11 protein-coding genes are annotated in these 17116 nt (G+C 45.8%); 8 read left to right on the top strand and 3 right to left on the bottom strand.

Annotated elements, in window-relative coordinates:
* Window positions 1–212: 212 nt before the first annotated feature.
* Window positions 213–470: a DUF3081 domain-containing protein gene (locus PATL_RS18480; protein WP_011576332.1), complete on the top strand. Its 258-nt coding sequence runs from the start codon at window positions 213–215 to the stop codon at window positions 468–470.
* 23 nt (window positions 471–493) lie between these two features.
* Here the strand turns inward: PATL_RS18480 and PATL_RS18475 are convergent, their stop codons facing one another.
* Window positions 494–4012, bottom strand: coding sequence for a PAS domain-containing hybrid sensor histidine kinase/response regulator (locus PATL_RS18475; RefSeq protein ID WP_011576331.1), 3519 nt, complete (start codon window positions 4010–4012; stop codon window positions 494–496).
* Window positions 4013–4274: 262 nt separating this feature from the next.
* Here PATL_RS18475 and lpxL point away from each other — a divergent pair, with 262 nt between their 5' ends.
* Both lpxL and PATL_RS18465 read left to right on the top strand, forming a co-directional pair.
* Window positions 4275–5207, top strand: a complete 933-nt coding sequence (gene lpxL / locus PATL_RS18470; protein WP_011576330.1) for an LpxL/LpxP family Kdo(2)-lipid IV(A) lauroyl/palmitoleoyl acyltransferase — start codon at window positions 4275–4277, stop codon at window positions 5205–5207.
* A gap of 90 nt (window positions 5208–5297) precedes the next feature.
* The gene (locus PATL_RS18465) at window positions 5298–5915 is read left to right on the top strand and encodes a TcpQ domain-containing protein (protein ID WP_011576329.1); all 618 of its coding nucleotides are present in this window, start codon (window positions 5298–5300) and stop codon (window positions 5913–5915) included.
* A gap of 10 nt (window positions 5916–5925) precedes the next feature.
* Here PATL_RS18465 and glnE read toward each other — a convergent pair whose 3' ends face one another.
* Window positions 5926–8826 carry a bifunctional [glutamate--ammonia ligase]-adenylyl-L-tyrosine phosphorylase/[glutamate--ammonia-ligase] adenylyltransferase gene (glnE, locus tag PATL_RS18460; protein WP_011576328.1) on the bottom strand — a complete coding sequence of 967 codons (2901 nt, stop codon included), beginning with the start codon at window positions 8824–8826 and terminating at the stop codon, window positions 5926–5928.
* Between the two features lie 58 nt (window positions 8827–8884).
* A complete protein-coding gene (locus PATL_RS18455; protein WP_232283251.1) occupies window positions 8885–9241 on the bottom strand; it encodes a GIY-YIG nuclease family protein in 357 nt (118 codons plus the stop codon).
* A 204-nt stretch (window positions 9242–9445) separates the two neighbouring features.
* On the opposite strand from PATL_RS18455, the gene PATL_RS18450 reads away from it, so the two are divergent.
* From PATL_RS18450 to PATL_RS18430, 5 genes are all read left to right on the top strand, one after another.
* Window positions 9446–10804: a TolC family protein gene (locus PATL_RS18450; protein WP_011576326.1), complete on the top strand. Its 1359-nt coding sequence runs from the start codon at window positions 9446–9448 to the stop codon at window positions 10802–10804.
* Window positions 10801–12042: an efflux RND transporter periplasmic adaptor subunit gene (locus tag PATL_RS18445; RefSeq protein ID WP_011576325.1), complete on the top strand. Its 1242-nt coding sequence runs from the start codon at window positions 10801–10803 to the stop codon at window positions 12040–12042. The genes PATL_RS18450 and PATL_RS18445 overlap by 4 nt, the downstream gene beginning before the upstream one ends.
* Entirely contained in the window at window positions 12039–15245 is a 3207-nt protein-coding gene (locus tag PATL_RS18440; RefSeq protein WP_011576324.1) for an efflux RND transporter permease subunit, read from the top strand. The genes PATL_RS18445 and PATL_RS18440 overlap by 4 nt, the downstream gene beginning before the upstream one ends.
* A 145-nt stretch (window positions 15246–15390) precedes the next feature.
* Entirely contained in the window at window positions 15391–16257 is an 867-nt protein-coding gene (locus PATL_RS18435) for a WYL domain-containing protein (RefSeq protein WP_011576323.1), read from the top strand.
* An 83-nt stretch (window positions 16258–16340) separates the two neighbouring features.
* Entirely contained in the window at window positions 16341–16991 is a 651-nt protein-coding gene (locus PATL_RS18430) for a PAQR family membrane homeostasis protein TrhA (protein ID WP_011576322.1), read from the top strand.
* The last annotated feature ends 125 nt before the right edge of the window (window positions 16992–17116 follow it).

Here is a 17116-nt window from a genome sequence, read left to right as displayed (position 1 = left end):
CTACAAATGATCCAGTAGTACGTTAAAAAATTTGTGACTAATATATTGATAAAGCTCAATTTTGCCCGCATGACTACAGGTATGGTGCGTTTGTAGGCGTGGGTGCAAACATTTTATGGGTATGTGTTTATCAATTTTAATTGGGCGTAATTATTGCAAACCTCGTATGTTAAGAATGCAAATACCCTGAATAAGCAACGAAAGGCGGCAACATGAAAAACGAAATGGACAGTAAATTTATTCTATCAATATTCGAAAAGATCCGTGAAAACGGAGAAAAGAAAGGAGATGGCTACTTTCTGGGTGGCGTCACCGCATTTAGTGACTACGATGGCTACACCATCTTTATGGAAGATCAGCAAGTGAAGCTGCGCTTCGGTTTTCATAACCAGTATCACTTTGATTATGAAAAAGAAGAGCACATGCAGCAATTCGAGAAAAAATTAAACGCCATAGCCAATGATTATTAAGCCATAGCGCATACTGGTGCTTGTTAAGCTAACCACTTGATGAGCTCAGCCCTCAACTCAGTTAACACGATTGGCTTAGTCAAATAAGCATTCATGCCAGCAGCTAAGCAGGCTTCCTTATCTCCCTTCATGGCATTGGCGGTCAATGCGATGATAGGCAACGTTGATGCGTAATTACTATGCTGACTTTTGCGGATGGTACGACTCGCCTCGTAGCCGTCCATGATGGGCATTTGGCAATCCATCAATATCGCATCAAATTTCGCTTCTGATTCTTCCAAAGTATGAATTGCTTCTTGGCCATTCTCAGCCACCTGTACGCTGCAGTGCAGCTTTTTAAGCATCTCAATAACCACTTGTTGATTAATAAAGTTATCTTCTACCAATAAAATATGTGGCGCTTGGCGATATTTGTTGAGTAGTTTGGTCTCGGGTAAGGCGGTAATGAGCTTGGTGTTATCGCCGTTTTCCAATGCTCCAGTAAACGCTCCTTTGAGTGTCTCTGGCTTAACCGGTTTCGCTATATAACTAACAGGGTTAGCTAGTTGGCTTGACGTACCCTTCTCAAGCCAGTCGTGGGGCGTCATCAATATGATGTGTAACTTGGCAAAGAGGTCGTTGCTGCGGATCGCTTTGGTGAGTTCAATTCCATTAATGCCAGCCAAATTACTATCAATTAATGCGACGTCTATTTTCGTCATTTTTAGATGCGACTGTCTGAGTGCTTTTAACGCACTTGAAGCACTTTCAGCGTGTTGTACCACCATGTTATTTGACGTGAGCCATTTACCTAAAACTGTGCTTAACGTGGGGTTGTCGTCTACCAATAAAACCTGCAGCGGCGCTTCGCGCTCAGGAAACAACGGACTAAATTGTATTTGGTTTTCGTTCAACGCTTCAGGCGCTATGGTAAACCAAAAAGTGGAGCCTTGTTGCCACTGACTAGATACGCCGACTGTGCCACCTAAAAGTTCACTCAATTGTTTGCTGATGGCCAACCCGAGCCCTGTGCCACCGAAGTGGCGTGTGGTTGATGAATCAACCTGCATAAATTTAGAGAACAACGCTTTTTGATTATCTTCGTGAATGCCAATCCCGGTATCTTGCACGAAGAATTTAAGTTGATTATCCCCCTCTAGTGCAACCCGCATAATGACTTCACCGTGATGAGTAAATTTGATGGCATTACCTAATAGGTTGTTCAAAATTTGCCGTATACGACCGGGATCGCTTGTTATCCATTGGGGCACATCCATCTGCAAATCGAACACGAGCTCAAGCCCTTTTTGTTGGGCGCGACTAGCAAATGTATCAATAATATTGCCCAACAAAAGATGTAGATCAAAGTAGATAGACTCAATACTTAATTTGCCTGCCTCGATTTTAGAAAAATCTAGGATGTCGTTGATCAGTAACAATAAAGATTCACTACTACTGTGCACCAATTCAGCAAAATGACGCTGTTTGTCGGTTAATTCAGTGGCTAGCAATAAGTCGTTCATACCAACGATCCCATTGATGGGAGTACGTATTTCATGGCTCATGTTAGCCAAAAATTCGCTTTTCGCGCGGCTCGCTTCTTTGGCTTGCTCTTCGGCTTTTTTCATTTCGGTGATATCTTGAAAAGCGCCTCTCAATACAACAGGTCGACCATTTTGATATTCTGCATAGCCAACAGCCCGGACCCAAATATGTTTACCTTTGGCCGTAATAAAAGGAACCTGCAGATCCCACTTTTTGCCGGCAGCTATGGAGCTATCAATGGCTTTTTGCACCAATGGGCGAACATCCTCAGGATAAAACTTCATCGCGCTGGAGAGGTCTACATCTGAACCGACCGGTAATTCATGAATCCGGTAAACTTGGTCTGACCAAGTGACTTCATCGGTCTCAAGATTTAATGCCCAACCTCCCAGATTAGCCATTTCGCCTGTGGTTTCTAGTAAATCTTGTTGGTGGCGGCGCTCTTTTTCAAATTGCTTAATTTGGCTGATATCTCGGCCAACGAGTAAGTAGCGTTCTACCTGATTATCGGGTGACATGACCCCGGTAACCGTGACCTCCATGGGAACTTGAACATTGTTTTTGGTTACGAACGTCCACTGATTTTCATCCACTTGCCCTTGAGAGGCTAGATAGAAGAAGGCGTCGAGTGATGAACCTTGTCGCTGGGTGCTGACTTGCATGAAATCAATCAGCTCATTTTGCATCATAAACTGCTGAATATTGCCGCTTTGTTTTAGTTCTGCTTTGGTATAGCCCAATGCTTTTTCTACAGTTTGATTGCAGGTCAGTATTTTGCCTTGCGCATCACATGAAATCATTAACAGGTGAGCACTATCAAGTATGGCTTTTTGAATCTTATTGGCTTTAAGCAGAGCTAACTCTGCATTTTTCTGCTCGGTGATATCACTTTGGATGGCAATAAAACCGTTAAACTTGCCGCCTAGGTACATAGGGTGACTATTGATTTTCAACCAAATATGCTCGCCGTCTCTGCGATAGTTGAGAATTTCCACATTGAATCGTTCTCGTTTTTCAACGGCTCTGCGCATAATGGCTATTTTGTCAGGGTTGCTTTGTGAACCTTGCAGCACGTGGCCAGGGTTTTTACCTAAGATTTCCTCAAGGTAATACCCTGTGATACGAGTGAAGCCCGGGTTTACCCATTTTATTTTGACGTTCTCGTCCGTGATGATGACAGCGTTGTCAGTTTCTCGTAAAACTTTAATAAACAGTTCGTTGCTTTGCAGCCCATTTTCCAACCATTGCTGGTGTTGCTTCTGTGCACCAATGTCGTAATTCACTCCGATAATCTTCGCCACATTGCCCGTTGGGCTGCGCAATGGCCTAGCAAAGGCGCGCATATGCCGAGTTTCGCCACAGGGAGTAATAATACGAAAGGCAATATCAAGTTTAGCAATCTTCGTTAAAGAATGATTTAAGGCACTCAGCGCTTCCTCTTTATCATCAGGGTGAAGCAAATCACTCCACTGACTTAATTCACCACTAACGACCTTGGGGTTGCAACCATATAGCGTATACATTTGCTCGTCCCATATGAGTTTTTGCTCATCAAGGTTGAACTCCCAAATACCAATTTGAGCCACGGTAGTGGCTACGTTAATGCGGTGAATGATGTCGTAAATTTCATTGCCCGAAGGAGGGCGAACATTATCTGGGTCAATTGTGACGACGTATGAGGAGTCATCATCAAGCCAATCAACAGATTTAACACTGGCTTGTGCTATGAGGTATTCGCCGCTTGCAAGTGTGCATTTGAATATGCCCTCAAGCAGCTTGTTGCCCTTGGCTTCTGAGTAGAACAGATTATTATTCAATGCGTGATCATTGCTAGAGTAAAAATTCTCCAATAACCGCTCGACCGGCGTATTAATCAACGATTTGCTGTCTAGCCCAAACAGCTCGCAAGCAGCTTCATTCGCAAACAATACGATTTGATCTTTGGTTATGTGCAGTGTCGCGCTACTTACGGCTTCTAATCCACAGTAGTACGCGTCTAGCAGGTTTAGTCGTGGCATATATGTTCCGAATAATTAAGATTCTACCGTTTTGTTCGAGCTTGGACGTATTTCTTAACGGTACAGGCAAGCGCCAAAAAAAATCCATTTCAATACATATAGAGTAAAGTAAATGAAAATATATACCCAGTTAAATAGGCGCTGTTTAACGTTGGTGTACGAAATTTGGACTATACGGAGTATTTTAATCACGAAACGGTCACTAGCAATCAGTCTTTAGTCGATTACAATAGCCGACACTTTTGATCCACCGGAGCCGACCTTGAGTCCGTCTTTCGTTCAAGCCCCCACGTTTACGCTTGCATTTTTTCATCCTCGGTTTTGGCTAACCTGGGTGGGGATCGTTTTATTGTATGCAATATCTTGGTTACCCTATCGTCTACAAACCTATGTTGGCAAAGGGCTAGGAAAGCTGTTGTTGGTATTTGCAAAGAAACGCGTAAACATTGCTAAACGAAATTTAGCATTGTGTTTTCCAGATTACACACCGGCGGCACGTCAAAAAATACTTGATGCCAATCTTGATAACGCAGGCATGGCGATCCTTGAGGCCAGCATGGGGTGGTGGTGGCCGACTTGGCGTATCGAAAAAATGAGTGAGTTTGTGGGATACGAACATATCGACGCTATCTTGGCTAAAGGTAAAGGCGTGTTGGCGTATGCGATCCATAATATGAACTTAGAGTTTGCAGTGCGTGTGGCAGGGCTTCGAAACCCCTCTGTGGCTTTTTATCGCAGACACAACAACCCGCTAATGGAGTACATGCAATACCACGGCAGAAACCGCTCAAACAAATATATGATACACAAGCGAGATGTACGCGGGCTCATTCAAGCGTTGAACGAGGGGGAAGTGTGCTTTTACCTACCTGACCAAGATTACGGCCGCACTAAATGTGAATTTGCCCCCTTTTTTGCGGTAGAACACACCGCCACCACAACCGGCTCTTTGTTATTTGCAAAAGAAGCGAATTGTGAGACCGTATTTCTTGCGCCGATTAAAACGGCCAGCGGTTACAAAATTAAAGTGGTCCCAGGGCTGGAGAATTTTCCCTCTGGTGACGATAAAGAAGATGTAGCGCGAATGAATAAAATGGTTGAAACACTCGTTTTAGAAGCGCCCGAGCAATATTTGTGGATGCACAAACGGTTTAAGACGCGTCCCAACAAGAGCGACCCGTCGCTTTATGACTAATATCCCGCTGGGTGCGTTGCGGTTTAATTTTAGCGTACATTTAATCAAGTGCAGTTTTGATAAGTAGGCAATGTGAGTAACAAGGTATCCATGAAATACAATCCCAGTGAATCTCAGTCATTTGTATGGTGGCGCCACGCGTTATTAGCGCTGGCGCTCATATTAATTGCTGTGTTTGTGATTGTGCTGCAACAAATAAATGTGAATGCGCCCATTCCTGAAGGGGGAGAAGGCCCTAAATCCGTGTCGCAAAACATGACTGATTTTTACGCTGAGTACCGCTTGTCGTCTCGCCACCCCAGAGAAGAAAACATCGGCGATTTCGTTAATGTGGTGAATATATCCGATACGCCCCTGGCTGAACGTCTGAAAAGAATGGAAAGCCTGCAAAAGCCATTACCTGCTAACTGGGTTGGGGAATACAAACACCGTTCTTTTAAAGCCGGCAGTACCCTGCGAGACAGCATCATTACTTATGCGCAATCTGAAGGGATGCAAGTGATTTGGGAGCTTAACCGGGATTTTATTATCAAACACCCCTTTCAAATTGATAACTCAATTGTAGGTAGCCTAGACGAAATCGGCCGGGCGATTGATAGCAATTTTGACGGAACCGTCAAAACCTATGTGTGCCCAAAGCAGCGCTCTTTGGTGATTACCGCCGTCAACAGCAAGTATCTGCAACAGAACTGCAAAGTCGTAAGTTAATATCTCAAAACTATGCTTGTTTCACAAATACCTGCTGCCAAATTCGATTCACACCATCGCGTAAATCACTAAACTCACTGGCATCTGGTGCTTGGTCAGCTTGTTGAAGTACTAACCTGTGATTAGTATTACGGTAGGTTAAATAGGCATCATTGAGTAGCTGGGTGTCTTCAACGCTTAATAACCCACTTGATTGCAGTTGTTGCAAAATTCTTACGTTGTCTGGCCATTTGGTCAGCCCAGGAAATTCACAGGCATAAGCCAACACATAATATTGCACGATAAATTCAATGTCGGCGATCCCGCCGAAATCCTGCTTTAAATCAAATCCTGACTTAGTTGACGAGCCCAAATGCTTGCGCATTTTCTCACGCATATTAGCAACGCTCTCTCGCAGTGGTCCAAGGTCACGTTTTTGGGCGAGTATTTGATGGCGCACCACCGAAAATTCTTGGGCAAGGCTAGGGCTGCCCACAATAAAGCGAGCACGAGTAAGCGCTTGGTGCTCCCACGTCCATGCTGTTTGAGTTTGGTATTCGCTAAACCCATCGATATGGCAAACCAGCAATCCTGCATTACCAGAGGGGCGCAATCGCATATCAACTTCATACAACTGACCCGACGCGGTCTTAGTGTTGAATAAGTGTAAGATCCGTTGTGCAAGTTTAAGATAAAACAACCCAGATTCTATGGCTTTCGGGCCGTTGGTTGGCGCTCTGCTGGTGCAATTATGCAGAAAAACCAGATCGAGATCAGAACCATATCCCAGCTCATATCCCCCTAACTTACCGTAACCAATAACAGCAAAGCCGCGACTGAGCATATCGTGTTGCTCGTTGGGCAGGTCTGCGTAATCGGGTTCACCGTATTTTTCGGTCATTTGTTGCCATGCCAAATTAACCACTTGCCTGACAATACTTTGGGCTAGGTAGGTAAGGTGGTCACTCACCTTCATCACAGGTAATGCCCCTGTAATATCGGCGGCGGCAATTTTCAGTTGCTGGCACAGTTTAAATTGGCGCAAGGCTTCCATTTGCTGTTCAAGGTCTGTTTCATCAATGCGCAACATGGCCAATCTAAGTTCAGCGTTATATTCGGTCAGCTGCGTCGGGTTAACCAATTGAGCAGGATTAAGCAATTCATCCAGAAGCAGTGGAAAGCGGCTGATCTGCTCAGTTACCCACGGGCTGGCAGAACATAAGCTCACCAATTGCTTTAACGCCCCTTGGTTTTCAAACAGCAAATCTAAGTAGGCTGTGCGCCCATAAATAGCGCGAAAAACCTGTAAGCAACGATTTAGGCTATGACTTGCTGCGTCTGGTGCTTGTTGCAAAATAATCAGCAACAACTGAGGTATCAGTTTGTTTAAAATGTTTTCGCCGCGCTGACCAATGCGACTCGCACTTAAGTTATTACCAAAGGCCACAAGTGATGAATTAAACAGTTCAGCTTGCTCGGGGGAGAGCCATGCACTGAGTATTTCCAATTGCTCTTCAGGTGCTAATGGTAATAACCATAAGTCTTCTAGGGGGGAAAGGATGTCATCGTCTTTGACAAGTTCAGGCGCGGCATCTTCACCAATTAACAATAGGAATTGTTCATGAATAAGGTGTGTATGTTCCCTTAGCTGCTGCGTAAAGTGTGAATAATCTTTTAGCCCGAGTATGGTGATTAAGCGCAATTCATCGATATCGTTGTCGGGAAGGACTTGGGTTTGCTTGTCGTCAAATTGCTGTAAACAGTGCTCTACCTTGCGCAGCCATAAATAGCTATTTTTCAATGCACTGGCGTCGTCCTCAGGCAATATATCCATATCAATCAGGACCTGCAGATTATGCAGCAACCCTTGTTCTTGCAGCGCAGGCTCACGACCGCCACGAATAAGCTGCAAACTTTGCACAACAAATTCGGCTTCACGAATACCGCCTTGGCCAAGCTTAATGTTGTTACTAAGCTGACGTCTGCGTACTTCTTTTTTAATCATCGCTTTCATCTTGCGAAGCGAATCTAGCGCACTGTAATCCAAGTAACGGCGATAGATAAACGGCCTCAGTATGTTGGCAATTTCTGGGTAGTAAGTGGCGTCAGGGTTTAGTATTCGGCCTTTCACCATGGCGTAGCGTTCCCACTCGCGACCTTGTTCTTGGTAGTAGTCCTCCATAGCGGCAAAATGCATCACCAGAGGGCCACTTTCGCCAAAAGGACGCAGGCGCATGTCGACCCGATACACTTGGCCATCTACGGTGATTTGATGCAATGCTGTGATCAGTTTTTGCGCTAGTTTAGTAAAAAACTGCTGGTGCTCAATAGACTTGCGCCCACCTTGGGTCATACCTTGTTCCGGATAGGTGAAAATCAAATCGATGTCTGATGAAAAGTTAAGTTCACGGCCACCGAGTTTACCCATGCCGATGATGTACATAGGTTGTTCGCCCAAATTCCCCATGGGCAAACCAAAGCGTTTAGATAAGTCATTTTTCAGCCATAAGCTGGCGTGTACGATAAGCGCTTGAGATAATGCCGACACGCGTTTGAGTGACTCTTCAATCGTTTGGGTGTTGGTCACGTCGGCCCATGTGATAAGCGCCATATGTAAATGGCGAAACAAGCGCAACGTTTTATGTAGCTGATCTTCAGTGGTAACGTGTTCTAACGCAGCATCAAGTAAAGCGGGGTAATCCGGTTGCTGGTTATTGTCTTCGAGTAATGAAAGTAGCTCCCCCACGAAGCGCGGGTGCTGAATACATTGACGCGCCACGAAGTCGCTCAAACCGAACACTCGGCATAGTTGCGCTTTATGCACTTGCCATTGGGCCTCAAATAAATCGTGCTCTGACAGCGCCTGCCAATGGCGCTCCCCTATCACTAACAGTGCTTGAGGGAAAGGGGACATTTGTTGAAGGTTTTGCATACAGAAGGCCTATTTGGGGATCCGTAATGACGACATTACTTTTCGGCTAATATAAACGCTAACATTCAGTCTTATCAACGGTCGCGAGTGGCGCAGCGTCAGTCGTAAACGGGCTAACCAGCTTACCACTGACTAACTGTACTTTTTTCGCTTTCGTGAGTTTTTTTACCCACAGTTCCATTTTTAATGCATCAGAGTGATCAACTAACTCAACGGCGTAAATCATCTTCAATGGGCCTTTACCTCGCAAGGCTTTTGCGCACAGCCGGCCGCTACTATTATGCTGAGCAAAACGCTTGCTCAAGTCCTTACAAATGCCAGTGTAATAATGCTGATATTTGTTTTCAATGATGTACAGAAACCAAGGTTGCACGTTGCGTATGACATCCTGAATATGAAAACGGTAAAGTTTCACATATAAACGCCAACCATAAAACAAAAAAACAAATCGTGTCGCCCAAATCCCAAATCCCAAATCCCAAATCCCAAATCCCAAAGTCCAAGACGCAGGACAATGTAAGTTAACGTAAAGTCTCACGCGATGGCTGTGAATTTAACCTCGCCTTAACCCATGGCTGATTACCCTTCGCGCATTCGATGACGTCAATACGGTTAAATCATGTACCTCTACAAGCCTATGGCGATGCTATTAATCGCCGTTACCTGCGGGTTGGCCGCGTGCAGCAGTCAACCTAGCTACAAAGCCAAAGATACTGAGCAACTGCTTAAACAGCACGAGCAGTGGCAATACACTCAGCAAAATGCACAGCAGGTTACTTATCTAACAGATCTGGTTAGCATTGACGAACTTAAGCCGATTATTGCCCAAGCATTGGCGAATAACCCATCTTATAACCAAATGCGGGTGGCCTTGAAATTGGCTTATGCACAACGTCAAGTCACGGCGGCGAACCAATGGTTTAATGTGAATGCAGATGTTAACGCTCAGCGCAGCGAAGAAGAAGGTACGCAATATTCATCATCATTAGGTGTGAGCTGGGAAGCCGACGTATGGCAAAAAAATGCTGACAGCGTTTCGGCTCAAGACATGACTATTGCAAGTACTCAAGCGGATTATCAAGGTGCGCGCGATACGCTGGTGGCCAGTGTCATACGCACTTATCTGAACATCATTTTACGCCAAGACCTACTCGATATTGAACAGCAACGCTTAGTGATGCTAGAAAACAACGAGCAAAGCATAATCGAGCGTTATCAACTTGGGTTAGGTGATTTAGAAGCGCTTGATACGGCGCGCACCAGCACGGCTTCAACGAGGGCAACCATCGCTGATTACGTTGAACAAATTGCTCAGTCAAAACGCGCTATTGAAGTGCTATTGGGGGTTGATACGTTGGACGATCTCTTCGTCTCATCAACAATGCCTAATGTGCTGCAACCCTTGGCTAACCTCCCCGTACAAGATTTGTCTCGTCGTCCTGATCTACAAAGTGCGTTTTATCAAATTGAAGCAAAGCGATATTTGGTGGATGTATCTTATAAAGCGCTATTACCGTCAATTACTTTATCGGCATCACTGAGCGATTTAGCCAATACACCCAGCGAAGCCTTACTGAAGAGTCCGTTGTGGACGTTATTGGGCAATTTAAGCGCCCCGTTATTTCAAGGAGGCGCACTTCGTGCTCAAATTGATATCGCAAAACTCAATGCCGAACAGGCATTTTGGAACTATCAAGACACACTATTAACGGCCGTTAACGAAGTAGAAAATGCCTTAGGGCAAGAGCAATCCCTTAAGACCCAGCAAGCGCAAATCAACAGTGCATTGCAAAGCGCCCAGCGCAGCTTCAGTAACTATCAAAGCAAATACCAGCAAGGTTTAGTCGACATTTTAGAATTACTCACAGTGCAACAAACTGTGTATGACCTGCAAGTTCAACTAGCACAACTTAATTACACCCTACAAACCAATCGCATTGATTTAGGCCTCGCACTGGGCCTTGGAGTATCTTCATGAAAGTTTCGCCAACCCCAATCCTTGTCACTGTTGTTGCAGTCGTGTGTATCGGTTTAGCCATTATGTATAACGGCTACAAAATGGCCGAGAGCGCTAATGCGCCGCGCCCAGCAGAGACGAAGGTTAGCGCACCAAACGTATCCGTGGTGCTCGCCACCCCCGGTCATTATCAGGCCTATGTCACCGGCCACGGTGAAGCTCAAGCTCACTGGGCACTCACGCTAAAAGCGCAGGTGCAAGGCGAAGTGATTGACATGAGTTCACAGTTCGCCACAGGTAATATCGTCGAAAAAGGCACCGTGTTAGCTACGCTTGACAGCACCCAATACGCCCAAGCGCTGGCTAGTGCGAAAGCCACACTGGCAGAGGCGGAACTTGCTTTACAGGAAGAAAAAGATTTAGGGACACAAGCCAAACGTGAATGGCAGCGTTCAGGCGTTACCCAAGCGCCAAGTTCACCCTTGGTATATCGCACGTTACAACTAGAGGCAGCTCAGGCCAATGCTGATAACGCCTTGTTTGCACTAAAAACCGCCCAGCGCGATGAAAGAAATACGCATATATCAGCCGCCTTTGACGGCGTTATTTTAAGCCGAGATATCGATTTAGGCAGCTACGTAAATATTGGCGATACTATCGCCACACTTAACAGCACGGATAAAGTAGAAATAGCCGTGCCTTTATCTTTAGCCCAGTGGCAAAATTTAGGGGGTGAATTGGCTGCTCCTGTCTTTTTGCAAGATGTGACCACGGGCACACGTTGGACAGGCTATATTGCCCGTTTCGAACAGCATTTAGATGCTAACTCCCGCCAGCGCAACGTGATCGTGGCCTTAGACAAGCCCTTTGAACAGGCGACTCCTTTGCTGCCTGGAACGTTTTTATCAGCTGAAATTACAGGTAAAACACTGAGTAACGTGTTGAAGTTGCCTGCTTCTGCGGTCTCTCAAAATGGACAAGTCTGGTTTGTAAATGAGCAAAATATTTTAGTTAATGTGATGGCTGATAAAGTCTTCGAGCGGGGTGAATACGTCTACATCAAGCCTATTGATGGCGTTAGCGAAGCCAAGGTGGTGACTCGCCCGTTGGTAAGCTATCTAGCCGGCATGCAGGTCACGCCTTTGGTTGAGCCTTCAGCGGCGGAGAAGCCTTTAGCGGCAGAAAGCAAGCAATCAGCGACGGAGAAGCCTTTAGTGGTAGATAAGCCCTCAGCGATGAACAAGGAGCAGACGTTATGAGTCAGCATCAATTGCCTTCATCATCGGGTAATAACAATCCGTTGCACGGCATTATCGCTTGGTTTGCTAATAACTCAGTGGCGGCTAACTTGTTACTGGTCAGTGTGATTGTGATGGGGGTTATGTCTCTTTCAACTTTACGCAAAGAGGCTTTTCCCAGTCTTGAACCAGACAAAATATCAGTCTCTGTGAAGTACGACAGCGGTGATGCATTGCAGGCCGAAGAAGGCATAGCGCTAAAAATAGAAGAGGCGCTGGAAACCGTGCCTGGCATCAAGCGCATTACCTCAACCTCAGACGCCACCGGGAGCCACGTGAGTATCGAGAAGAAAACTGATTATTCGCTCGATGAATTACTCACAGACGTTAAAAACCAAGTGGATGCCATCAATAACTTCCCTGCAGATGCAGAGCAGCCGGTCATCGATAAATCCAGACGCCAAGATCACGCCTTAACGATACAGTTATATGGCGATACAGACCGTCATACTTTACAAACCCTAGGGGAATTACTTAAAGCGGATTTACTCGCTCAGTCCGGCATCAGCGATGTTGAACAAAAGGGTGTGCTAGACCCCATGATGTCAGTGGAGATAGACGAAGGGAAATTGCAGGCGTATGGCCTAACCATCAGCGACATTAGTGATGTGATTAATCAAGAATCTTCAAGCCCGTTGTCAACGAGCTTGCGTGACAGTAGCAAAATTATTCGCTTGAAAGCCGCTAATCAGGCTTATTGGCAAAGCGACTTTGCCAATATTGTATTGTTAACCACACCAAGCGGTGCGCAAATAAAAATGGGTGATGTCGCTAAGGTGACTGATACCTTTGCTGAAGACGCAAACTCACTAGGGCGATACAACCAACAAAACGCTGTGGCCATTGAAATATTAATGGACGACAACAGCGATATTACCGCCATTGTTGAGCAAGCGCACAGCGTGATCGACAATTGGCAAGAGCGCGGGTTATTGCCACAAAACGTTGAACTCACTAGTTGGTACGACAAAAGCACCATGATCACCGAGCGCCTGTCGTTGCTGACCAAAAATGCGGTTACAGGCATCATGATGGTATTCGTTATTTTGGCCATATTTTTGAACGTACGAGTGGCACTTTGGGTGGCGGGTGGCTTACCGTTTGTATTTTTCGGCACTTTGTATTTTATGACTGACACCTACGCTGGGCTGACCATTAATGAAATGACCACCTTTGGCTTCATTATGGCACTAGGCATAGTGGTCGACGATGCTGTTGTGGTTGGTGAGAGTGTGTACAGCACGCGCAGGCAACATGGCGACAGTCTCAACAACACCATTTTAGGCACAATGAAAGTAGCCGTACCGACCATATTTGGTGTGCTCACCACTGTAGCTGCCTTCATGACGTTATCGAATGTATCAGGGCCGTTAGGGCAAATTTACGCTCAGTTTGCCACCGTGGTGACGATCTGTTTGCTGCTTTCAGTGGTCGAGTCAAAACTCATCTTGCCTTCGCACTTAGCGCACATTGATACCCAGCGCCAAGTAAAAGCGGGCCTCAGTGGTTTGTGGTCTAAAGTGCAACATGGTGCTGACTACGGTTTAAATTGGTTTAGTGACAATATTTATCGCAAGGTCATCGAGTATTCATTGCGTTTTCGCTATGCCGTGGTGGCAGGGTTTATGGCCTTTTTGATTTTGGTGATTGGCATGCCCATGACAGGGGCTGTTAAGGTCGGCTTCTTTCCAAGTATTCCTGGGGATACAGTCAGCGCCGATTTAGTCATGCAAAATGATGCAGCGTTTGGTCAAACCAACACTAGTTTGTTTATGCTTGAACAAACGGCGCTACAAGCCGAGAAAAACCTGATGGCTAAACTTGATAGCCAAGAAAGCGAAATCACGAGTTTGCAGGTCGTTAGCAGCGGTGATACCAGTGGTAGTGTAACGGTTGAATTGATCAGTGGCGGCGCGTTTAGCGCCAGTGAGTTCGCCAAAGAGTGGCAGCGTTTATCTGGCACTCCGGAGGGCAGCAAAAAACTGCAAATTCTAGCCACCCGTAAGATGGTTGATAACTTTAAGGTTGAGCTCAAAGCGTGGGATGACGAGACCGTTATGGCGGCAGGTGCATTATTCAAAGAGCGTCTTGAAAACACCCCAGGGGTGAATGGCATTGACGACAATTTCAATCCCGGTCAGCCACAGTTAAAGTTCACTCTGAATGCGCAAGGCCGAGCACTAGGCATGGACACCGCCAGCTTGTCTCAGCAGGTATTGCAAGCCTTCGGTGGTGCGATAGTACAGCGTTACCAACGTGATAAAGATGAAGTGAAGGTGAGGGTGCGTTACCCAGAGAATGCTCGTCAAACTCCAGCCGACATCATGCAGTCGCGCATTCGTTTACCGGATGGCACTGTTGTGCCCTTAGTGAATGTCGCCACCATAAGCAGTGAATATCAGCAGGACGAAATTACCCGCATCGACGGTTTACGGGCTATTTATTTAAGCGCCCAGGTGGACAAGAATGTCATCGCATCGAATGTGTTAGTGGATAACTTACGCCGTGATTTAGTACCGGAATTAACCGCTCAATTCCCAAACTTAAACGTGTATTTTGCCGGTGAAGCAGAGCAGCAAAGCGAAACTACCAGTTCCATGAGTACTATGTTCATTGCGGCATTGTTGGTCATTTATGTGCTTTTGGCGATACCGCTCAAATCGTATATTCAACCCTTGCTGATCATGGTGGCGATCCCTTTTGGTATTGTCGGGGCGATACTTGGTCATTGGTGGAATGACTTAACCATTAGCATATTGTCACTAAACGGTATTCTTGCCTTAAGTGGGGTGGTGGTGAACGACAGCTTGCTGCTGGTCTCGCGCTTTAACGAATTGGTTAAAGAAGAAGGCTTAAGCGTGCATGATGCAATTGTAGCGTCTTGCACCAGTCGTTTACGAGCCGTGCTACTTACCTCGGTGACGACCTACGCCGGTTTGGTGCCTTTGTTGGGGGAAACATCCATGCAGGCGCAATTTTTGATTCCGGCCGCGGCGTCGCTCGGTTACGGGATCTTGTTTGCCACTGTTATTACCCTTATCTTGATCCCTGGTTTACTGATGATTCAAATAGACGCTAAGCGAGGCATCATTAACCTACTGACCTTGCTAGGGCTTAGAGCCAAACCCGATACTGAATCAGCATCTACCCCCGCACATTCCTAATCCGATTCGAGTGGACACCCCTAGGTCGCAGCAAGCTGCGCGCCTAAGGGGCTTGTTTTCTGTTAGGTCTTAAATTCTACGGCTTCTTTACAACCGATTTAAAATAAACCATATTGTGGGCACACTACATTCAGTTTGAAGACATATGCTAGAACAACTCGGTTTTGCCCAAAAACAACGACTTGCTTACATCGACTTTTGTTTACTTTTTAAAGGCGCGATATATCGCCAAGATCTTATAAGCCGATTCGAAGTGGGTTTGTCCGCAGGCTCTCGCGATTTCAATATTTATAAAGAACTTGCCCCCAAGAATATGCGCTATCACAGTATTGAAAAACGCTATGTGCAAACCGAACAGTTTCAGCCGGTATTTGAACATGACGCCACGCGAACGTTAGTGAAAATGGCTAACAACATATCCGATGGGTTTGATGGAATAGGGGATGTGCACTACCCAGTAGAGTCGCCATCAAACCTCAATGTACCCAATATCTTTATTGTTGCGCGTTTGGTGCAAGCCATTTTGAACAAAAAAGCAGTCAGTGTGATTTATACCTCACTTTCAAGTGGCTCAGGTGCCAGAGAGTTAGTACCACACTCTATTGTCGATAATGGCCTGCGCTGGCATGTACGCGCCTTTGATCGTAAAAGCCAAAGTTTTCGTGACTTTGTGTTAACCCGTATCAGTAAAGTAACGATAAAAGAAGCCGGTAAAGAGGACGAGCAGGCATTGGCTGACCAAGAATGGCAGCGCCTCATTCCTCTGCAACTTGTGCCTCACCCCAAGAACGTTAAATATGCCACGGCGATTGAAATGGATTACGGCATGGAAAACAGCCAACTGTTGATCAATGTGCGGGCCGCAATGGCCGGGTATCTGCTTAGGCGCTGGAACGTTGATTGCACTGAACGTGGTGTGCTTGAAGGCGCAGAATATCAGTTGTGGTTACAGAATCGTTTTACCCTAAACAAAGTCGATAATTTGGCCATCGCGCCAGGATATTTGAACTAAATGACACCTAACAGACTCTTCAGTGTACAAGTGTTCGCTGAAACACTACTATGGTTTGGTCATTTAACGCTTGAGGTTTTTGCATGCAACAACAGGTGCCACCCACAATCCATCTAAAGCCATACACAATAGTGGAGGAGTGGCTAAATGCGCTCAGCCATGGCATCGGATGTATCGCGTCTATCGTCGGCTTGGTGTTCTTATTATCTCGCGCCGCTGATACCTTGGCGCAAGTGGCTGCGATAATTTATGGAGCATCGATGATAGCGATGTTTCTCTCTTCTACTTTGTATCACGCATTTTCAAACCCCAAAGCGAAGTCCGTGTTAAAAGTGATTGATCACAGTGCTATTTACTTATTAATTGCAGGCACCTATACACCTTTTATGTTGCTTGCTGTTGGTGGCTGGGTGGGGGTTATTGGTATCTCGCTCATATGGGCCTTAGCCGCTATTGGTGTTGGCTTTAAGTGTTTAGCCGCAGGGCGCTTCCCAAAAATATCAGTCGCAACCTATTTATTAATGGGCTGGTTAGCAGTCTTCTTTATTTATCCTTTGTATATGTCGCTGCCCACTGAAGGCCTTTGGCTACTGATTGCGGGCGGCCTTTGTTATAGCATTGGGGTGATATTTTACGTAGCGAAGAAAATTCGTTATACCCATCCGATATGGCATGTGTTTGTGACGGCTGGGTGTATTTGCCACTTTTTCTCAATTTATTATTACGTGGTGTAGCATCCGCGTTTAGCAACCGTGTTTAACAACCGTGTTTAACAACCGTGTTTAGCTTTCAATCGTGTTTAATAACCGTGTGCTGACTGTATTGGCGGGCACCTTTTTAATGCTAGGCAGATAACTTT

Origin of the sequence: Paraglaciecola sp. T6c, from assembly GCF_000014225.1 — a bacterium.
Taxonomy (GTDB): Bacteria; Pseudomonadota; Gammaproteobacteria; order Enterobacterales; family Alteromonadaceae; genus Paraglaciecola; species Paraglaciecola atlantica_A.
This window is presented reverse-complemented; position numbering and strand designations above follow the sequence as displayed.